Source organism: Streptomyces sp. NBC_00249, from assembly GCF_026342355.1.
Lineage (GTDB): Bacteria > Actinomycetota > Actinomycetes > Streptomycetales > Streptomycetaceae > Streptomyces.
The window spans coordinates 848,716-868,848 of sequence record NZ_JAPEMV010000001.1 but is presented as its reverse complement, the minus strand read 5'-3'; the positions used below and the strand labels follow the sequence as shown (position 1 = coordinate 868,848).

Sequence of the window (20,133 nt, the reverse complement as noted above, 5' to 3'; positions counted from 1 at the left end):
CGGGCTGAGAGCACGGCGCGCCCCTTCGGCTCAGCCACCCCGTGCGGGCTGCGAGCAGAGGGGGAGGGGGGCACCGCTCACCTCGGGCCTGGCGGTGAGCGGTGCCCCTGTTCGTGTCACTCGCTCTTGGGAGCTTCGGGGCCTTCGGGGGCTTCGGGCCGCAGGCGGGTGAGGCGGAGCCGGATGCCGGCGGTGTCGACGATTCCGGGCAGGGGGCGGCCCGTGTCGAGGGACGGGTGGGCGTCGGTGAGGCGGTGGTCGCGCAGCAGCTCGGCGCAGACCAGCGAGGTCAGCAGCAGCGCGATGTCCTCCCCGGGACAGCGGGCGCCGCCGTGGCTGAACGGCGCCGTGCTGGTGTCGGCCGTCGCGCCCGGGACCAGCCAGCGGCCCGGGTTGAAGAGGTGCCCGCCCGGGACCACGTCGGGGTCGCGCTGGTGGAAGCCGATCGGGACGAGCACGTCCGTACCGGGCGGGTAGCGCACCCCGGCCCATACGGTGTCCGTACGGGTGACGCGTACGAGGTCCGGGACGATCGGGTACAGCCGCACCGACTCCGTCACGCACGCCCGCAGCCTGGGCAGTTCCGGCGCCGCGTCCGCCAGCTCGGCGTGGACGGCGTCCTGCTCGGCCGTGTGCAGGGCCAGGAGCAGCAGCGTACGGGCGATGACCGGTGCGGACAGGTCGATGCCGAGCAGCCAGTGGTGGGTCTGGCCCAGCGGGTCGGTGCCCTCCGGGGAGGGCACCGCGAGCGCGCGGGCGGCCAGGGTGTGGGCGGGGGCGTCGGCCGCGTACCGGGCGATCCGCGCCGAGGCCTTCGCGTAGAGCGCCTTGTTGGCCTCCGGCCGGCTCCTGCCCATCCAGTTGCCCTGGCCGCGCAGGGTGATGAGCCAGTCCGTCAGCTCCTCGTCGTCGGCGGCCCGGTCGCCGAGGACCACCCGCCGGGAGATCCGGGTCATGGCCCGCCAGAGCGAGGGGAAGTCGACGGCGCCGGCGCCGGTGAGGGCGCGGCACTCCTCCTCGACGACCGTCCGGAACTCCCCGCAGGAGGGGTGTACGGGCCGGCCCGCGGCGAGGGCCTCGTCGTTGACCCGGCGCCGGTCCTCGCGCACCTTCCCGTGCGAGCAGATGACCCCCGTCGGCTCGAACACGGCCAGGCCGGCGTACTTGTCGTCCGCGTCCATCGCGAGGGTGTCGACGGGCTCCTCGAAGAACCGCCGGATGTCCGCCGGGTCGAACAGGACGAGCATCTCCCCGGAGAGGGCCCGTACGAGGACGGGGGCGCCGCCGTGGCGGGCCTTCATCGCGCGCAGGGTGGCGTTCGACCAGCCCGGCTGGTTCAGCCGGGAGTACAGCGCGACCACCCCGAACCGGGGATTGGCCACCCCCCGGACGAACACCGGCAGGGTGTGCGTCGCGACGAAGCGGAGGGTCTCGGCCAGGCCCGCGCGGACCGGGGGACGGGCGGGGGCCTCCTCCGGGCGGCCGTCCTGCCGGGTGTCCACGGACTGGGTCATACCGTCACGACCTTGCCGGGGTTCAGCAGGTTCTTCGGGTCGAAGAGCCGCTTGAGGCCGCGCTGCAGCTCCAGCGAGACCGGGCCGAGCTCGCGCTCCAGCCACTCCCGCTTCAGGGTGCCGATGCCGTGCTCCCCGGTGGTGGTGCCGCCGAGGGCGAGGCCGGCCTCCATGATGTCGTCGTAGGCGGTGCGGGCGCGGGCCGACTCGTCCGGGTCGGACGCGTCGAAGACGACCGTCGGGTGCAGGTTGCCGTCGCCGGCGTGGCCGAGGGTGAAGATCTTCAGCCGGTGCCGGTCGGCGATCTCCTCGATCATGCCGATCAGCGTGGGGAGTTCGGAGCGGGGCACCGCCACGTCCTCGATGAAGGCGGTGAGCCCGCTGCCGCCGCGCGCGGCCATGTACGCGGCCAGGGCCGGGCTGACCAGGCGGCGGGCCTCGATGATCTCCCGGGCCTCCTCGTCGGTGGCGGAGGTGCTCACGTGGTCGGAGCCGGCCTCCTTGCAGAGCAGCTCCATCGCGGTGAGCTCCGCGGCGGGGTGGGCGCTGTCGCTCTCGACGATCAGGGTGGCGGCGCTGCCGGGCCGCAGCAGCGGGTGGCCGAGGTCCACGATGGCCTGCGTGGTGGCCCGGTCGAGGAGTTCGAGCGCGGACGGGGTGTGCCCGGCGGCGGTGATCGCGGCCACGGCGTTCCCGGCGGCCGTCAGGCTGGGGAACTGGGCGAGCAGGGACAGGGCGGGGGGCCGGGCCGGCCGCAGCGCGAGGGTGGCCCCGACGACCACCGCCAAGGTGCCCTCCGAGCCGACGATCAGGCGCGTCAGGTCGTACCCGGCGACGCCCTTCGCGGTGTCCCGGCCGGTGCGCATGCGCCGCCCGTCGGGAAGGACGAGGTCCAGGCCGAGGACGTAGTCGGCCGTGACCCCGTATTTGACGCAGCAGATGCCGCCCGCGCCCGTGGCGATGTTCCCGCCGATGGTGCAGCGCTCCCAGGAGGCCGGGTCCGGCGGGTACGTCAGCCCGTGCTCGGCCACCGCCTCGGCCAGCCGGCGCGTGGTGACCCCGGGCTCGCAGCGCACCAGACGGTTCGCGGGGTCGACGGACAGGATCCGGTCCATCCGCGCCGTGGACAGGACGACGCAGCCGTCGACGGCGTTGGCGGCGCCGGCGAGTCCGGTACGGGCGCCCTGCGGGACGACGGGAACGTCCAGCTCGTAGGCGGTCCGCATGATGAGCTCGACCTGCTCGGCGGTACGCGGCTCGGCGACGACCGCCGGGGTCCCGCACTCGGAGAACGGGGCGGAGTCCCGGGAGTGCGCGGCGAGGGACTCGGGGTCGGTGAGCAGGATCTCCGCGGGGAGGGCGGAGCGGAGCCGGTCGAGCAGGAGGAGGGGGGTGTCGGTGACGAGGGAGGACATGCCGGCCTTCCGGGACGGTGCGGTCGTACGGGGGCGGGGGGTGGGTGGCGCGCCCTACAGGGAGGGGAGCTCGGTGGTGATCGGGACGTCGATGAGGACGGGGCCGTCCTGCTGGAGCGCCGACTCCCGGACCAGCTTGGTGAGTTCACCGGCGCCGGTCGCCTGGTGGGCGCGTACGCCGTAACCCGTGGCGATCGAGGCGATGTCGAGGCCCGGGATGTCGAGGCCGGGCGCGCCCTGCGCGTGCTCCACCTGGGCGAACCACTGGAGGATGGCGTAGCGCTGGTTGCTCAGGACGACGAAGGTCACGGGGATCTTGTAGGCGGCCGCCGTCCACAGGGCCTGCACGGCGTAGTGGGTGGAGCCGTCGCCGATCACACAGACCACCGGGCGGTCCGGGGCGCCGAGCTGGGCACCCACGGCCGCCGAGAGGCCGAAGCCGAGGCCGCCGCCCGCCGTGAAGAGGAAGGAGCCGGGCGTGCTGATCCGCGTCGCGTCGTGGAACTGCCCCAGGTTGGAGGGGGATTCGTTGACCCAGAGGGTGTTCTCGGGGGCGCCCTGCGCGATCGCCGTCATCGCGGCGAGCGGGGTCAGTGTCCCGTCGACCGTCTCGACGGACTCGGCCCGCTGCGTGCGGGGCGCGCGGGACACCTCGCGCGCGGGCAGCTCGGCCAGCAACGCCCGTACGGTCAGGGCGAGGTCGGCGACCAGCGCGTCCCCGACGGGGGCGCGGGCGGCCTCCTCCGCGTCGCGGGTCAGGTGCACCAGCTCGGCGCCCTCGGGCAGGTAGGCGCCGGGCATGTAGGGGTAGTAGCAGAAGACGGGGGCGCCGATCACCAGGACCAGGTCGTGCCCTTCGAGACAGCCGGCCAACGGCGAGATCGCCGGGGGCAGCGTCCCCCGGTACTGCGGATGCGACTTGGGGAAGGCCGCCCGGCCCTCGGTGGGCGCGGACCAGACGGGCAGGCCGGTGCGCTCGGCCAGCTCGACGACCGCGTCCCAGGCGCCGGCCGCGTCCACGTCGTTGCCGACGACGAGGACCGCGCTGCGGGCGTCCGCGAGCCGGCCCGCCAGCGCGCGCACCACCTCGGGGGAGGGCGCGGCGGCGTGCGTCACGGTGCGGGCGGCCGTGCGCTGCGCCGCGCGGTCCTCGTCCTCGTCGAGCACCACGTCGAAGTCGTCCATGGGCAGGGACACGAACACCGGTCCGCACGGCGGGGTTTCGGCGATCTGCGCGGCCCGGGCGAGGGCGGGCCCTACGTCCGCCGGACGCGGCGGCTCGTACGCCCACTTCACGGCGGGCTGCGGCAGGAGCGTGGACTGCGGGTTCGCCAGCAGGGCCTCCATGGTGAGCATGGCCCGGACCTGCTGGCCCGCCGTGACCACCATCGGGGTGCGGTTGGCGCGGGCACTCAGGATGGCGCCCATCGCGTTCCCGGTGCCCGGCCCGGTGTGCAGGTTGACGAGGGCGGTGGTGCCGGAGGCCATGGCGAACCCGTCGGCCATGCCGACGACCACGGCCTCCTGGAGCCCCAGCACGTAGCGGAAATCATCCGGGAACTGCTTGAGCATGGGCAGTTCGGTGGAGCCGGGGTTCCCGAAGATCGTGGTCATTCCACGGGCTCGCAGCACATCCAGAACGGACTCTCGGACCGTACGCATGGGGGTTCCTTCGCGGAGCAGGCGGAAACGGTGGGTGATCAATCCATCACATTGCGTTGATCCAGGCAAAATCCATGATCCGTTCGGGTCGGTGACCGGTGAAGCCCTGCCGTCCGCCCGCTCCGCGTGTTATCGCCTCAGCGGGCGGCCCGCAGGATGTCCTGGCTGGCCTTCTCCGCGAGCACCAGGGTGGGCGCCATGATGAACAGGCCGGGGATGCGGGGGAACGCGGAGGCGTCGACCACCCGGAGGTTGGACGTCCCGTGCACCCGCAGCTGACCGTCCAGGACCGATCCGCTGCGGCCGGCCGGACCGATCGCGGCGGTGCAGGAGGCGTGGTGGCCCCAGGCCTCCTTCCTGATCCAGGCCTCCAGCTGCGCGTCGGTGCTCACCCGGGGGCCGGGGGTCTCCTCCCGTACCGAGTCGAGGAAGCCGGCCTTGGCGTTCATGCTGCGGATCGAGCGGACCGCCTCGATCATGGCGGCCACGTCGGCGTCCCCGGCCCTCCCGTCGTCCATCTTGCGGAAGTTGACCGACGGCTGCCGGGTCGGGTCGGCCGAGGCGAGCCGGACGGTCCCGGCGCGGTCGGCGGCGTAGCCCTTGAGGACGAGCCAGGAGAAGTGCCTCTTGTCGCGCACCGCCAGCTCGTCGAACTTGGGTACGTAGCCGGTGAAGTTGCCCGGCGCGCAGAAGACGAACAGCTCCGGGTGGGCCGAACCCTTCGAGGCGCGTCGCTTGATGCCGGTGACCACGCCGTTCGCCCCGTAGGGCGTGGAGGAGGGCATCGGCGAGGTCTTCCACTCCGCCAGGCAGGGGTCGCCCTGATCCTTGAAGGTGCAGGGCGCGATGGCGGTGAAGTCGCGGTTCAGGGAGGACACCACGGAGACCTCGTAGCGGTCCTGGAGGTTGGCGCCGACGCCGGGCAGGTCGAGCAGCGGGGTGATGCCGTGCTCCGCCAGGTGCTCGCGGGGGCCGATGCCCGACAGCATCAGCAGCTGGGGCGTGTTGAAGGCGCCGCCCGCGACGATCACCTCCCGCGTCACCCGTACGGTGCGCCGCAGTCCGTCCCGCTCCGCCTCGGACCGGGGGACGGCGCCGGGGGAGGCCTGGTAGAGGTGGCGGCCGGACAGGTACTCGACGGCCGTCGCCCGCAGCGCGCCCTGCCGCTCCTCGAACACGATCCGCTCGGCGAGCGCGTCCGTGGCGACGGACAGGTTCGCGGCGTACCGGGACCGCACGTCCAGGAGCCGTTCGCGCACCGCGTGGCGGCGGCCCGCGCGGACCGTCATCGGCGTGTTGAAGGCACCCTGGGAGCTGCGGTCCACATTGGCCTTGGAGTTGACGTCGGTGTCGAGGGCGGCGGCGACGGCACCGGAGGGCAGCGCCTCGGCCTTGGCGGCGAGGGACAGCTTGTCCAGGAACGCGTCGCGCAGGGCCAGCAGCAGGCTGGACTCCTCGACGGGCTGCCAGGACAGCACCTTCTTCCAGTGGGTGTCCCACATCACCTGCGGGTCCCAGCCGGGGTCCCCCGTCAGGTCGCGGATGTACGCCCAGTCCGTGTGCTCCGGGTACATCAGGATGGTCGCGTTGTGCGCGCTGCAGCCGCCGAGGGTGGCGGCCCGGGGGTAGAGGATGCCCTTCCCGTCGACCCACTGGCTGCCGTGCGCGGCGTCGTCGGTGTAGTGGCGCACCCACATGTCCCAGCTGATCTCGGGGTCGCAGGCGGCCTTCAGGTGCAGGGCGGGGACGTCGTAGTACGTCTCGTTGCCGTGGGCGGGCCCGGCTTCGAGGACCAGCACCGAGTGCCCGGCCTCGGCCAGGTTGGCGGCGACGCTGCCGCCGCCGGGACCCGAGCCGATCACTACGTACTCGACCTCGTCAGGGGTGTCCCGCACCCGCCGTGCGGCGGGCGCGGCGGGCGCCGCCGTGAGGGGCGGCGCGGCGGCGCCGGTGAGCGCCGCCGCCGCGACGGCCGCCGTGGAGGCGAGGACGGTACGGCGCGCGGGCGACGAGGGGCCAGGGGAGGGGGAGTCGTGATCCATACGCACGTCCTAGGGATCCCCCTACCGGACGTACGCGCGCCACGCCGCCCGCAACCCGTACGGGGCGCCAGGTTCATCCCTGGGAGTGGGACCGCCCCCCGACGACCTGCGCGTCGCGCATCCAGTGGCCGCGCGTGCTCCACCCCAGCAGCCGGCGGGCGCGCCCGCCCAGGGCCGTACCGTCCGGGCCGAAGGAACCGCCCGCCGCCACCAGGCGCAGCCCGTTGACGGCCGGGGCCAGCCGGTTACGGACGTACGCCGGCCGACCCGCGGCCTCCGCGTCGATCCGGGCCAGTACGGCCGCCCGCTCGTCCGCGTCGCACAGCGAGAGGTGGAACAGCATCTGCCGCCACGCGTACGCCGTGTCCTTGATGGTGGACAGCATGGGATCGCCCTCCATCCGGGCCGCGAGACGGCACACGGTGTCGAAGCAGTCCCGGGCCAGTGCCGCCCAGCCCCCGGGCGGGGTGATCCCCGCCCGGGCCACCAGGGTGGCCAGGTTGTGGGTGGTCAGGATCTGCGCCTGCTCGATCACCGTGCCGTTCGCCGCCGTCGACCAGCTCAGCCCGCTGTCGCCGGCCCGCTCGGCGCACAGCCGCGCGAACTCCTGCGCACCGCCCGCCGTCCGGCCGCGCAGCGCCGTGTCGGCGGCCTGCGCGACCGCGATCCGGCGCAGCCCCGCGTAGTCGATGCCGTAGTAGCGCTCGTACAGGCTCCCTTCGAGGAGGTCGGCGGCGATCCGCGCGGCCACGAGGAACTTCGGGCTGAAGGTCCCCATGAAGATGTCGGCGGCCAGCTCCTCCACGAACGGCGTGCCCAGCTCGGCCTGCCGGCCCAGCTGCCCCAGCTCCCGCACCAGCGGATTGGGCAGCAGCGTCGCGGGGAAGGCCGACACGGCCAGCTCCCCGAGCCGGCGCAGGGCCTCCTCGGCCTGCTCGTGGGCGCCCGCCCCGTCGGCCCGGTGCGCGGACACCGCCCGCACCCAGGGGAGTTCCTCGATCCGCACCTGGTGCTGGAGGTTCAGCAGCAGCAGGGAGCGGCGGCCCCGGAACGCCCGGTACGCGGCCGCCATCAGGGTCCGCAGCGGTCCGTCGGCGTACTGCTCGGCGGTGACGACGGCGACCAGCTGCGGAACGAGTTGGGCGAGCACCTCCGCGGAGGGCACCACGCCGCGCTCCACCAGCACCTCCAGCGGGGCGCTGAGGGCGGCGCGGACGGGCGCGCCGACCGCGGGCGGTACGGCCGCGCCCACGGGCAGGCCGGTCTCCCGGGCCTCCTGAGGGCTCACCGGGGCCAGCGGCCGGTCCACGTCCGGCGTTCCGCTGCCCTGGTCGAGGCGGGAGAGCCGGCGCAGGACCAGCGCGGCCAGCGCGTGGTGCGAGGGCAGCGCCGCCTGCGCGGCCTGTGTCCGCCGCAGCCGGAGGTGCCCGGGGCTGCCGGGCAGGCCGCGCTTGGCGACCATGGAGGTGACGGCCACCTCCAGCAGCCCGGCGAGCCGGGGCGTCAGGGCGCGCCCCGCGAGCTCCTCCTCCAGGGCCCGCCGCAGGATCGCGGCGTTCGACTTCGGGTCCAGGTGCTTGGTACAGCGGGTGTGCTCCGCCGCCAGCGTCCCGTAGCGCGCCAGCAGGGCGGCGCCGTCCGCCTGCCAGTGCGGGCCGGGCGCGGCGGGGCGGGCCTCCAGCCGGTGCGCGAGGAGTTCGTCCTCGAAGGGGCGCCAGACGGTGAGGGCCTCGCGCTGGGTCTCCACGGCGGCGTTCGGCCGGCGCCGGGCGAGCGCGGCGCCCGCCTCGCCGACGGTCCGGCGGTGCACGGCGCCCACCGGGGCCGGGGGCCGCTCGGCGGGACGCGGCAGGAAACGCAGCCGGTCCGCGAACGGCCGGAGCACGGTGACGAGTTCCGCCGCGGCGTCGAAGTCCCCGGCGCGCACCAGCCAGGCCACGGTCGCCAGCGCGGCCTCCTCCGGCACCCGGACCTCGTAGCACCCGCTGTCGAGCAGGGTCCACAGCCGCGCCAGACCGTCCTCGGTGAGGAAGTGCGCGAAGAGGTCCGCCCGGGTCGCCGGTACGCCGGCCAGCCGGGCGGCCTCCTGCTCGTACGGCAGCAGCGGTCCGCCCGCGGTGGCGGTGCCGGTGGCGAAGCCCCCGGTGACCACTTCCGGGGTCACCCAGGCGGGCAGCGAGGCCACGGGGGTGCGGGATCCGACGTCCAGGGAACCGGAGGTGATGCCGGCGAGGACCTGGCGCCACCGGTCGGCCCGGGAGCGGGCGCGCTCGCGGGTGGCGGGGTCCTCGTGGAGCGTCGAGGTCCGCAGGGCCCGGGCCAGCCTGCCCGCCGCGTAGGACGGGGAGACGGACACGGGGACGGCCGCGGAGGACGGGTTCGGGAGCTGCTTGTCAGCGTGTGCGTTCATGGCCGACGTGGCAGGTCCTGCCCCTGCGCCCCCCGGGAAGCAAGCCCGGTGCTCTGCTGCTGAGCTACACGTCGTGGTCGGTCCCGAAGCTAGCGGGCCGGCCGCCGCCCCCGCAAAGCATTTTGTGCGGCGCGAGCGATAAACCGCATTAGTACACGCCTTGTTGAACCGGCGATAAGAAGTCAAACCCTCATTCACGCATTGTCTTCGTTGCCGAAATGATACGTGGCGCGGAGGGTCCGGAACTAAAGCGCATCAGTCCAGGTCAATGCCCTGTTGACTGAACGCCGTTGAGCACTCTCGCCGTGATCCTGTCTCGAATCGGTGCGTATGTACCGTCGGCCAGCGGGAGCGGGGTCCCGTTGACGGCGCCGAGATGTGCGGACAGCGTGGCAGGGCGCTCCGGCAGCGAGGCCGGAACTCCCCTTGAAGGCGGCGAAGATGACCCGTTCCCACCTGACGCGCACGCGCACCGCACTCACCACCCTGGCCTTCGGCACCGCGCTCCTGTCCCTCGCCGCGTGCGGGGTCGGCGGCGGCGCCGGCGAGACGAAGGAGGCGCGGAGAACCGGCGAGGTGGCGGGCGCCATCACCTTCCGCACCCTCCAGCTGAAACCGAAGTACACGGCCTACGTCCAGGGCGTCATCGACTCCTTCGAGGCCAAATACCCCGAGGTGAAGGTGACATGGGAGGACGTCCCCGGGGACGGCTACAACGAGAAGCTCGTCGCCGACGCCCAGGCCGGCGCCCTCCCCGACGTCGTCAACCTCTCCACCGACTCCTTCCAGCTGCTCGGCGACCGCGGCATGCTCGCCGACGTCGCCGCCCTCGACGGGGACGTCGCCAAGGACTACGTCCCCGGAGCCTGGGAGCAGTTCAAGCTGCCGGGCAAGGGCGACGGTGTCTTCGCCTACCCCTGGTACGTGACCCCCGAAGTCCTCACCTACAACAAGGACCTCTTCCTCCAGGCCGGCCTGGACCCGGACAGGCCCCCGACCAGCATCGAGCAGTTCTTCGACTACGCCGAGCAGATCGCCGCCCGCTCCGGCGGCCGCTTCTCCGCCTTCATGGCCGACCCCAAGGGCCGCCTCCCCGGCGACTGGCAGAAGATGGGCGTCCCGATCCTCGACGCGCAGGGGCGCCGCTTCACCTTCGACACCGACCGGGCCGTCGCCTGGGTCGAGCGGATGAAGGACCTGTACGCCAAGGGCGCCATGCCCAAGGAATCCCTCCTGAAGGCCGACGACATCAACCAGCTCTACGGGAGCGGCAAGCTCGTCTTCGGCCCCGGCTCCCCGGGCTTCGTCCGGGACATCAAGCAGAACGCCCCCCAGGTCTACGACAGGACGCGCGTCGCCGGCGCCGTCACCGGCCGGCTCGGCCACATCGGGATCTACGCCCAGTCCCTCGGCATCAGGAAGGACACCAAGCACGTCGACGCGGCGGCCGAGTTCGCCAAATGGGTCACCAACGGCCCCAACCAGGTGGAGTTCTCCAAGAAGGCCACCATCTACCCGTCCAACGCCCAGGGCCTGGCCGACCCGCACTTCGCCGACCGCGGCGACGGCAAGGACGCCGAGACGCTGGCCCGCGCCATCGGCGCCGAGCAGCTGAAGACCGCCGCCCTCGACGCCAACACCCCCGTCCAGTGGACCAACCAGGTCGGCGACGCCGTGGTCCGCGAGGTGCAGAAGGCCATCCAGGGGGAGCAGGACGCGCGGACCGCGGTCCGCAAGGCCCAGGAGGAGGCCAACAAGCTCCTCGCCGCCGGGTCCGCGAAGTGACCGTGGGCGTGGACCGCCGGCCCGGCAACCCCCCACGGGCCGCGCGACAGGCGCCCGGGCGGTCCGCGAAGCGGGCGCGGGCGGCCATGGAGGCCGACACCGGACTGCACCACCGCACCTGGTGGACGCCCTACCTCTTCCTCGCCCCCGGCCTGGTCATGGTGGCGCTGTTCAGCCTCTGGCCGTTCGTCAACACCGTCATCCTCTCCCTCACCGACGCGAAGATCCTCAAGGGCGGCGGCTTCGTCGGCCTCGACAACTACACCCGCGCCTTCGCCGACCCCGACTTCTGGGTCGCCACCGGCAACAGCGTGCTCTACCTGGTGGTCGTCGTCCCCTGCCTGGTCCTGCTCCCGCTGGCCCTCGCCGTCCTCGTCCAGACGAAGATCCCCGGCATCGGCTTCTTCCGCTCCGCCTTCTACACCCCGGTGATCGCCTCGGCGGTGGTCGTCGGCCTGATCTGGCAGTGGGTGCTGCGCAGCGACGGACTCGTCAACACCGTGTTCCAGAGGATCGGCATCGTCTCCGGGCCGGTCCCGTTCCTGACCGACTCCACCATGCTGCTCGTCTCCGCGATGATCGTGACCGTGTGGAAGGGCCTCGGCTACTACATGGTCTTCTACCTGGCGGCCCTCGGGAACGTCCCCGCCTCCCTCTACGAGGCGGCCGCGATCGACGGCGCCGGGGCCGTACGCCGCTTCTTCAGCATCACCGTCCCGCAGGTGAAACCGATGATGCTGCTGGTGGCCACGCTGTCCGCCATCTCGGCCCTGCGCGTGTTCACCGAGATCTACATCCTCGGCGGCGAGAGCGGCGGCCCCGGCGGCGGCGCCCGCACCCTGCCCTTCCTGATCCGGCAGGTCGGCCTGGGCTTCGCGGGCGAGACCGGCTACGCCGCTGCCGTCTCCATCCTGCTGTTCCTCCTGACGCTGGTCTTCAGCCTCCTGGGGCGCCGCCTGTCGAAGGGGGACGACCAGTGAGCGCCGGGGCCGCCGCGCGCACCGGGTCCGGCCGCGGGCGCCGCCGGCTCGCCCTCGCAGCCCGGTACGCCACGCTCTGCCTGATGCTCGTCGTCATGCTCGGGCCGATCGTCTGGCAGTTCCTCACCTCGATCCGCGGCCGCACCGAGAACGTGTACGACGGCGTCCTGCCGTCGCGGCCCACCCTCGACAACTACGTCCGCGTCGCCGAGTCCTTCCCGCTGCTCCAGTACGCCGGCAACACCCTGACGGTGGCGGCCCTCGCGGTCACCTCGAACGCGCTGTTCGCCGCGATGGGCGGCTACGCCCTCTCCCGGGCCGGCTGGAAGGGCCGCAGGACCGTCTTCACCGTGCTCGTGGCGACCCTCATGTTCCCCTTCGAGTCGGTGATGATCTCGATGTTCCTCACCGTCCGCGAGATGGGCCTCGTCGACACCCTCGTCGGCGTGTGGCTGCCCGGGGCGGTCTCCGTGCTCAACATCATGATCATGCGGGCCTCCTTCCTCGCCGTACCCAAGGAGGTGGAGGAGGCCGCCGTCCTGGACGGCGCGAACGAGTGGACCCGCTTCACCCGGGTCTTCCTCCCCGCCGCCAGGGGCGCCCTGGCCGTCGTCTGCCTGACCAGCTTCATGGGCGCCTGGGACGACTTCCTCTGGCCCCTGCTCGTCCTGACCGACAGCGACCACTACACCCTCCAGCTCGGCCTGAAGACCCTGGCCGGTGCCACGACCACCAGCGACCAGCGGATCATCGCGGCCGGAGCGATGGCCGCGCTCGTCCCGATGATGCTCCTCTTCTTCGCCCTCCAGCGTTTCTTCTTCAAGGGCGTGGGCGAAGGCGCAGTGAAGACCTGAGAACCACACCTCCTCCTCCCTGGAGCCGCCGCAATGCACGACGACCGCAGCGTCACCGAACACCGCCTCCGCCGGGTCCTCGCGGAGCGCGTCAGGCCCGCCGTCCACACCCGCCCGGTCCCGCTCACCGTCGAGCGCTGGGAGGCCCCGGGGGAGCCCGTCCCCGTCGCCGAGGGGCTGGCCGCCCCGTACGGGCCCTGCGCGATCGGCGACACCTGGGGCCCGGCCTGGGGCACCACCTGGTTCAAGGTCACCGGGACCGTTCCCGCGCAGTGGGCGGGCCGGACCGTGGAGGCCGTCCTCGACCTCGGCTTCGACCGGATGATGCCCGGCTTCCAGTGCGAGGGCCTGGTGCACCGCGCCGACGGCAGCGAGGTCAAGGCCCTCAACCCGTACAACGACTGGGTGCGGGTGGCCGACCGGGCGGCGGGCGGCGAGCGGATCGAGTGGTACGTCGAGGCCGCCTCCAACCCGGTCCTGGTCGAGCACACCCCCACCTACGAGGGTGACGTCCGCACGAGCGGCGACCAGCCCCTGTACCGGCTCGCCCGGATGGACCTCACCGTCTTCGAGACCGAGGTGTGGGAACTCGTACAGGACCTGGAGGTCCTCCACGAGCTCATGCCGCAGCTCGCGGAGAGCGACGCCCGGCGCTACGAGATCCTGCGCGCCGTGGACTGCGCCCTGGACGAGCTCGACCTCGCCGACGTCCCCGGCACGGCGGCCGCCGCCCGCGCGCGCCTCACCGGGGTGCTCGCCGCCCCCGCGAACGCCTCCGCGCACCGGATCAGCGCCGTCGGCCACGCCCACATCGACTCGGCCTGGCTGTGGCCGCTGCGCGAGACGGTCCGCAAGGTGTCCCGGACCACCTCCAACATGGTCGCGCTGATGGACGCGCACCCCGAGTTCGTCTTCGCCATGTCGCAGGCCCAGCAGCTCGACTGGATCAAGACCCACCGGCCCGAGCTCTTCGAGCGGATCAAGAAGAAGATCGCGGACGGGCAGTTCGTGCCGGTCGGCGGCATGTGGGTGGAGTCGGACACCAACATGGTCGGCGGCGAGGCCATGGCCCGCCAGTTCCTCTACGGCAAGAAGTTCTTCCTGGACGAGTTCGGCATCGAGACCCACAACGTCTGGCTGCCCGACTCCTTCGGGTACACGGCGGCGATGCCGCAGATCGTCAAGCTCTCCGGATCCAAGTGGTTCCTGACGCAGAAGATCTGCTGGTCCCAGGTCAACAAGTTCCCCCACCACACCTTCTGGTGGGAGGGCATCGACGGCACCCGCGTCTTCACGCACTTCCCGCCCGTCGACACCTACAACAGCGACCTGGGCGGCGCCCAGCTCGCGCACGCCGCCCGCAACTACCAGGAGAAGGGCCGGGGTTCACGCTCCCTGGTGCCCTTCGGCTGGGGCGACGGCGGTGGCGGCCCCACCCGCGAGATGCTCGCCCGGGCCCGCCGCCAGCGCGACCTCGAAGGCTCCCCGCGCGTGGAGGTCGAGCGGCCCGACGCCTTCTTCGAGAAGGCCCGCGCCGAGTACGAGGACGCCCCCGTCTGGGCCGGCGAGCTCTACCTCGAACTGCACCGCGGCACCTACACCTCCCAGGCCAGGACCAAGCAGGGCAACCGGCGCAGCGAGTCCCTGCTGCGGGAGGCCGAGCTGTGGGCGGCCACCGCCGCCGTGCGCGTCCCGGGCTTCGCCTACCCGTACGAGGACCTGGAGCGCATCTGGAAGACCGTCCTGCTCCACCAGTTCCACGACATCCTCCCCGGCTCCTCCATCGCCTGGGTGCACCGCGAGGCGCGCGAGACCTACGGGAAGGTCCGCGAGGAGCTGCGCGCCCTCACCCTCGCGGCGCAGACCGCCCTGGCCGGACCGGGCGAGGAGGAACTCGTCTTCAACTGCGCCCCGCACACCCGGCGCGGCATCCCGGCCGGCGGTGCGGGCCGCCCGGCCGGGTCCGGACAGCCGGTCACGGTCGAGGAGCGGCACGGCGGCGGGCACGTCCTCGCCAACGGCCGCCTGCTGGTGGAGATCGACGGCCGCGGCCTGGTCGTCTCCGCCTACGACCTGGAGGGCCGCCGGGAGGCCGTCGCCCCGGGCGGCGCCGCCAACCTGCTCCAGATCCACCCGGACCACCCGAACATGTGGGACGCGTGGGACATCGACGCCTTCTACCGCAACCGGGTCACCGACCTTCTCGCCCTGGACTCCCTGGAGGTCACCGGCAGCGGCCCGGCGGCGGCCACGGTGACCGTGACCCGTTCCTTCGGCTCGTCCACCGTCTCCCAGCGCCTCACCCTCAGGACGGGCGCCAAGGCGCTGGACATCGTCACGGAGGTGGACTGGCACGAGAGCGAGAAGTTCCTCAAGGCCGCCTTCCCGCTGGACGTGAAGGCCGAACGGACCGCCTCCGAAACCCAGTTCGGGCACGTCCACCGGGCCACGCACACTAACACCTCCTGGGAGGCCGCCAAGTTCGAGATCTGTGCCCACCGCTGGATCCACGCCGAGGAGCCCGGCTGGGGCGTGGCGCTGCTCAACGACTCCACGTACGGGCACGACGTCACCCGCGAGGTCCGGCCCGACGGCGGGCAGACCACCACGGTCCGGCTGTCCCTGCTGCGGGCCCCGCGCTACCCGGACCCGGAGACCGACCAGGGCCGGCACACCCTCGGCTACTCCCTCGCCCCGGGCGCGACGATCGGCGACGCGGTGCGCGAGGGCCACGCGCTCAACCTCCCGGAGCGGGTGGTGCGGGGCTCGGCCCCGGTGGCCCCGCTGCTGGCGGTCGACGAGGACGCGGTGGTGGTCGAGGCGGTCAAGCTGGCCGAGGACCGCGGCGGCGACGTGATCGTCCGCCTCTACGAGTCCCGGGGCGGCCGGGCCACGGCCACCCTGACACCCGGGTTCGCGATCACGGCGGCGACGGAGTGCGACCTCCTGGAACGCCCCCTGGACGGCACGGCGCTCGCCGCCCCCGCCCCGGACGGCACCGTCGCCCTGACCCTGCGCCCCTTCCAGATCCTCACGATCCGCCTCCACCGGGCCTGAGGCGCGCGCGGGAAGGCCGTGAACTGCGCCACAGGCGGGAGGCGGCCGGCCCCGTGGCCCGGGGATTCCCGGGCCACGGGGCCCCTCGACCGGTTATGCACTTAGTTGCAAAACCACCCGGGGGTCGCTAGAACAGGTTCATCACCCCGTGCGAGGAGGCACCCCAGATGAACCCGCAGAGCTCCGAGAGCCGGTACCCCCACCTGCTGAGCCCCCTGGACCTCGGGTTCACCACCTTGCCCAACCGCGTGATCATGGGTTCGATGCACACCGGCCTCGAGGAGCACGAGCGCGGCTTCGAACGTCTCGCGGCCTTCTACGCCGAGCGCGCCCGCGGCGGCGCCGGCCTGATCGTCACCGGCGGCATCGCCCCCAACGACGCCGGGCGCCCCTTCGAGGGCGGCTCCCGCCTCACCACCGAGGAGGAGGCCGCCGAGCACCGGGTGATCACCGAGGCCGTGCACGCCGAGGGCGGGAAGATCGCGATGCAGATCCTCCACTTCGGCCGCTACGCCTACCACAAGGACCTGGTCGCCCCGACCGCCCTGCAGGCCCCCATCAGCCCCTTCGTCCCGAACGAGCTCAGCGACGTCCAGGTCGAGCGGACCATCGAGGACTTCGTCCGCGCCGCCCGCCTCGCCAAGCTCGCCGGCTACGACGGCGTCGAGATCATGGGCTCCGAGGGCTACCTGATCAACGAGTTCATCGCCGCCGCGACCAACCGCCGCACCGACCGCTGGGGCGGCGCGTACGAGAACCGCGTGCGCTTCCCGCTGGAGATCGTCCGCCGCACCCGCGAGGCCGTCGGCGAGGACTTCATCCTGATCTACCGGCTCTCCATGCTCGACCTGATCCCCGGCGGCTCCACCCTCGACGAGGTCGTCCACCTCGCCAAGGAGATCGAGGCGGCCGGCGCGACCATCATCAACACCGGCATCGGCTGGCACGAGGCCCGCATCCCCACGATCGCCACCTCCGTCCCGCGCGGCGCCTACACCTGGGTCACCAAGCGGCTGATGGGCGCGGTCTCCGTCCCCCTCGTCACCAGCAACCGCATCAACACCCCCGAGATCGCCGAGGAACTCCTCGCCGACGGCCGCGCCGACCTGGTCTCGCTGGCCCGCCCCTTCCTCGCCGACGCCGACTTCGTCGCCAAGGCCGCCGCCGGCCGCCCCGAGACCATCAACACCTGCATCGGCTGCAACCAGGCCTGCCTCGACCACACCTTCAGCGGCAAGATCACCAGCTGCCTGGTCAACCCGCGCGCCTGCCACGAGACCGAACTCGTCCTGTCCCCGACGAAGCTGAAGAAGCGCGTCGCCGTCGTCGGCGCCGGCCCGGCCGGCCTGGCCTGCGCCGTCTCCGCCGCCGGACGCGGCCACGCCGTCACCCTCTTCGAGGCCTCCGGCCACATCGGCGGCCAGCTCGACGTCGCCCGCCGCATCCCCGGCAAGGAGGAGTTCGAGGAGACCATCCGCTACTTCGGCAACCAGCTGGCGGAGAGCGGCGTCGAGGTCCGCCTCCACACCCGCGCCGACGTCGAGACCCTCACCGGCTACGACGAGGTCGTCGTCGCCACCGGCGTCACCCCCCGCACCCCCGCCATCGAGGGCGTGGACGGGGACAACGTCGTCAGCTACCTCGACGTCCTGCGCGACGGGGTCCACGTCGGCGAGCGCGTCGCCGTCGTCGGCGCCGGCGGCATCGGCTTCGACGTCGCCGAGTTCCTCACCGACAGCGGCGAGGGCGCCTCCCAGGACCCCGCCGTCTACTTCCGCCACTGGGGCGTCGACACCGAGTACGCCGGCCCCGGCGGCCTCACCGCCCCCGAGCGCCCCGCCCCGCCGCGCCAGGTGCACCTGCTCCAGCGCAAGACCACCAAGGTCGGCGGCGGCCTCGGCACCACCACGGGCTGGATCCACCGCGCGGAGCTCAAGCACCGCGGCGTCGTCTCCGTCGCCGGCGCCACGTACGAGCGCATCGACGCCGAGGGCCTGCACATCACCGTCGACGGCGAGCCGCGCCTCGTGCCCGCCGACACCGTCGTCCTGTGCACGGGCCAGGAGCCGCGCCGTGACCTCTACGAGGCGCTGCGCGCCGCCGGCGTGGCCGCCCACCTGATCGGCGGCGCCGACGTGGCCGCCGAACTCGACGCCAAGCGCGCGATCAAGCAGGGCACGGAACTCGCCGCGAGCCTCTGACCTCCCCCGGAAGCACAGGAGTTGTGGCGGCCCGTCCCGGGCCGCCACAATCGGCGGGTGACGCTGACACCGGCAGACGCCGACCGGATCCTCAAGGACAACTTCGCCCCCTGGGTGCTCGCCCTCGGCCTGACCGTCGAGGAGACGGGCGAACGCCACGCCGTACTGCGCCTGCCCTGGTCCGACACCCTCGCCCGGGACGGCGGGGGCCTCAGCGGCCAGGCCCTGATGGCCGCCGCCGACACCGCCACCGTGATCGCGATCAGTGCCGCGCTCGGGGCGTACGGCCCGATGACCACCGTCCAGCAGTCGACCAGCTTCCAGCGCCCGGTGACCGGCGCCGACGTACTGATCGACGTGCGCCTCACCAAACTCGGCCGCCGCATGGCCTTCGCGGACATCACCATGACCCCCGAAGGCGCCGCGGAACCGGCGGCGAAGGCCTCCACCGTGTACGCCCTCCTGGGCTGACCGGGCAGGTGCCGCCCGCGAGGACGCGGGCGGCACCTGTGGACCGGGGAGCGGGGACGGGTCAGAACCGCCCGGGCGTCGAAGGCAGCGGCAGCGGGGCCGTTCCCTCCTGCTGGCGCTCGGCGAGGCCCGGAGCGGTCCGGCAGGAGATGTCCCGCGCGGGCAGCCGGCCGGTGGTCAGGTACGCGTTCACGGGCGCGCTCGCACAGGAGTTGGGGTCGGCCAGGTACACGCCGTGGCCCTCACCGCCCAGCGCCAGCACCGACCGCGAGCCCTTCAGCGCACGGTGCAGGCCCTGGCCGCTGACGAGCGGGGTCTGCGAGTCCCACTCGTTCTGCACGGTCAGGACGTCAGCCCGGGTCTTCATCGGCGTGGCCGCCTCGGCCGGCCGCTGCCAGAAGGCGCAGGGCTTGATGTTGGACGCGAAGTCCCCGTACAGCGGGTACGCCGCCTTGTCGCGGACCGCGTCCCGCCGGTACTGCTCGGGATCCCGCGGCCAGGCGTCGGTGTCCCCGCAGGCCACGGACCAGAAGACGGCGATCCCGTTGTCGGGCGCGGGCGCGGGCGCGGGGGAGGTCTTCCCCTGGACCGGCTTCGCCGTCCCGGTGAACTGCCGCAGGTCCGGCACCTTCAGGCCCTGCGGCGGCGGGGTCCCCTCCGCCGCGGCCTTCAGCGCGGCGACCGCGGGGGCCGCCTGCTGCGGGTAGAAGAACAGCGCGCGGGACGCCCGGAGGTCGTCCCCCGTCAGCTTCTGGCCCTGGAAGTCGATCGGCTCGCGGTCCGCCCGCGCCACCAACCCCCAGAAGACCGAGGAGACGGCCTCGGGCGTGGCCCCCAGGTGGTATTCGCCGTCGTGCTCCGCCGTCCAGCGCGTGAAGCGGGCGAACGCCGGTTCGGCCTCCGTCGCCCACACCTGGATCATGCCGCGCCAGATCCGCTGCGGGTCCACGCCGCTGTCCAGCACGAAGCGGTCGGTCCGGCCCGGGAACATCTGCGAGTACACCGCGCCCAGGTACGTCCCGTACGAGTAGCCCAGGTAGGAGACCTTCCGCTCGCCGAGCGCCGCACGGATCGCGTCCATGTCGCGGGCGGTGTTGCGGGTGGTGATGTACGGGAGCACCGAACCGGCCTTCTCCCGGCACTTGTCGGCGACGGTACGCGCCCACGCGACGTCCCCGGGGAAGGTCTCGGGGCGGTAGGCGCGGTCGAATTTCTGCTCGGCGTCGTTCAGTCCGCAGCTGATGGGGCTGCTGGCCCCCACGCCGCGCGGGTCGAAGCCGATCAGGTCGTAGCGCTCCTTGACCTCCTTCGGCATCGCCTCGTCCATCATCAGCGGCAGGTCGAGGCCCGACCCGCCGGGACCGCCCGGGTTCAGCAGCATGATCCCGTGCCGTTTGGCGGGGTTCTGGCTCTTGATGCGGGATATGGCGAGGTCGAGGGTCTTCCCCCGGGGGTGCTGGTAGTCGAGCGGCACCTTGAGGGTCGCGCACTCGTACGAGGCCGGCTGGTCCGGGCTGCACCGGTGCCAGGCGGGCTTCTGGGGCGAGTAGTCCGAGACGGGGGCGGCAGCCGCCTGGGTCGCGGACAGCAGGGGGAGGGAGGTGGCGAGGAGGCCGCCTGCGGCGAGCAGGGGAGCGAGACTTCGAACGCGCACGAAGAGCCGGTCCTTTCCGAGAGGGGCGATTCCCTGCCCACCCTGGAGCAAACGGCGTGCGGGCGAATCATCCCTCAGGGCGGCTCTC

The 20,133-nt window shown here is 73.0% G+C and carries 12 protein-coding genes and 1 tRNA gene; 6 read left to right on the top strand and 7 right to left on the bottom strand.

Annotation, left to right across the window (positions count from 1 at the left end; translation table 11 throughout):
- Positions 1-116: 116 nt before the first annotated feature.
- The 6 genes from OOK31_RS03860 to OOK31_RS03835 all read right to left on the bottom strand — a co-directional run bounded on the left by OOK31_RS03860 (position 117) and on the right by OOK31_RS03835 (position 9,117).
- Positions 117-1,514, bottom strand: a complete 1,398-nt coding sequence (locus OOK31_RS03860) for a cytochrome P450 (protein WP_267010893.1) — start codon at positions 1,512-1,514, stop codon at positions 117-119.
- Positions 1,511-2,929: an FAD-binding oxidoreductase gene (locus OOK31_RS03855; RefSeq protein WP_267010892.1), complete on the bottom strand. Its 1,419-nt coding sequence runs from the start codon at positions 2,927-2,929 to the stop codon at positions 1,511-1,513. The genes OOK31_RS03860 and OOK31_RS03855 overlap by 4 nt, the downstream gene beginning before the upstream one ends.
- A gap of 54 nt (positions 2,930-2,983) precedes the next feature.
- Entirely contained in the window at positions 2,984-4,591 is a 1,608-nt protein-coding gene (gene mdlC, locus OOK31_RS03850) for a benzoylformate decarboxylase (RefSeq protein WP_267010891.1), read from the bottom strand.
- 137 nt (positions 4,592-4,728) lie between these two features.
- Positions 4,729-6,633 carry a GMC family oxidoreductase gene (locus OOK31_RS03845; RefSeq protein WP_267010890.1) on the bottom strand — a complete coding sequence of 635 codons (1,905 nt, stop codon included), beginning with the start codon at positions 6,631-6,633 and terminating at the stop codon, positions 4,729-4,731.
- 73 nt (positions 6,634-6,706) lie between these two features.
- Positions 6,707-9,043: a hypothetical protein gene (locus OOK31_RS03840; RefSeq protein WP_267010889.1), complete on the bottom strand. Its 2,337-nt coding sequence runs from the start codon at positions 9,041-9,043 to the stop codon at positions 6,707-6,709.
- A tRNA-Ala gene (locus tag OOK31_RS03835) sits at positions 9,043-9,117 on the bottom strand. The genes OOK31_RS03840 and OOK31_RS03835 overlap by 1 nt, the downstream gene beginning before the upstream one ends.
- Positions 9,118-9,484: 367 nt before the next feature.
- On the opposite strand from OOK31_RS03835, the gene OOK31_RS03830 reads away from it, so the two are divergent.
- The 6 genes from OOK31_RS03830 (at position 9,485) to OOK31_RS03805 (ending at position 18,391) form a co-directional block, all read left to right on the top strand.
- The gene (locus OOK31_RS03830; RefSeq protein WP_267010888.1) at positions 9,485-10,828 is read left to right on the top strand and encodes a sugar ABC transporter substrate-binding protein; all 1,344 of its coding nucleotides are present in this window, start codon (positions 9,485-9,487) and stop codon (positions 10,826-10,828) included.
- 86 nt (positions 10,829-10,914) lie between these two features.
- Positions 10,915-11,808 carry a carbohydrate ABC transporter permease gene (locus OOK31_RS03825; protein ID WP_267010887.1) on the top strand — a complete coding sequence of 298 codons (894 nt, stop codon included), beginning with the start codon at positions 10,915-10,917 and terminating at the stop codon, positions 11,806-11,808.
- Positions 11,805-12,662: a carbohydrate ABC transporter permease gene (locus tag OOK31_RS03820; RefSeq protein ID WP_267010886.1), complete on the top strand. Its 858-nt coding sequence runs from the start codon at positions 11,805-11,807 to the stop codon at positions 12,660-12,662. The genes OOK31_RS03825 and OOK31_RS03820 overlap by 4 nt, the downstream gene beginning before the upstream one ends.
- Before the next feature lie 33 nt (positions 12,663-12,695).
- Positions 12,696-15,719 carry a glycoside hydrolase family 38 C-terminal domain-containing protein gene (locus tag OOK31_RS03815; RefSeq protein WP_267010885.1) on the top strand — a complete coding sequence of 1,008 codons (3,024 nt, stop codon included), beginning with the start codon at positions 12,696-12,698 and terminating at the stop codon, positions 15,717-15,719.
- 167 nt (positions 15,720-15,886) lie between these two features.
- Positions 15,887-17,920, top strand: a complete 2,034-nt coding sequence (locus OOK31_RS03810; RefSeq protein WP_267010884.1) for an NADPH-dependent 2,4-dienoyl-CoA reductase — start codon at positions 15,887-15,889, stop codon at positions 17,918-17,920.
- Between the two features lie 57 nt (positions 17,921-17,977).
- A complete protein-coding gene (locus OOK31_RS03805; RefSeq protein WP_267010883.1) occupies positions 17,978-18,391 on the top strand; it encodes a PaaI family thioesterase in 414 nt (137 codons plus the stop codon).
- A gap of 61 nt (positions 18,392-18,452) precedes the next feature.
- Here OOK31_RS03805 and OOK31_RS03800 read toward each other — a convergent pair whose 3' ends face one another.
- On the bottom strand, positions 18,453-20,045 hold the full coding sequence (locus OOK31_RS03800; RefSeq protein WP_267010882.1) for an alpha/beta hydrolase: 1,593 nt from the start codon (positions 20,043-20,045) through the stop codon (positions 18,453-18,455).
- Positions 20,046-20,133 lie beyond the last annotated feature (88 nt).

Coding starts and splice junctions, on each gene's coding strand:
- OOK31_RS03830 (WP_267010888.1), top strand. CDS start 9,485: ATGACCCGTTCCCACCTGACGCGCACGCGCACCGCACTCACCACCCTG.
- OOK31_RS03860 (WP_267010893.1), bottom strand. CDS start 1,514: ATGACCCAGTCCGTGGACACCCGGCAGGACGGCCGCCCGGAGGAGGCC.
- OOK31_RS03855 (WP_267010892.1), bottom strand. CDS start 2,929: ATGTCCTCCCTCGTCACCGACACCCCCCTCCTCCTGCTCGACCGGCTC.
- mdlC (WP_267010891.1), bottom strand. CDS start 4,591: ATGCGTACGGTCCGAGAGTCCGTTCTGGATGTGCTGCGAGCCCGTGGA.
- OOK31_RS03810 (WP_267010884.1), top strand. CDS start 15,887: ATGAACCCGCAGAGCTCCGAGAGCCGGTACCCCCACCTGCTGAGCCCC.
- OOK31_RS03840 (WP_267010889.1), bottom strand. CDS start 9,043: ATGAACGCACACGCTGACAAGCAGCTCCCGAACCCGTCCTCCGCGGCC.
- OOK31_RS03815 (WP_267010885.1), top strand. CDS start 12,696: ATGCACGACGACCGCAGCGTCACCGAACACCGCCTCCGCCGGGTCCTC.
- OOK31_RS03845 (WP_267010890.1), bottom strand. CDS start 6,633: ATGGATCACGACTCCCCCTCCCCTGGCCCCTCGTCGCCCGCGCGCCGT.
- OOK31_RS03825 (WP_267010887.1), top strand. CDS start 10,915: ATGGAGGCCGACACCGGACTGCACCACCGCACCTGGTGGACGCCCTAC.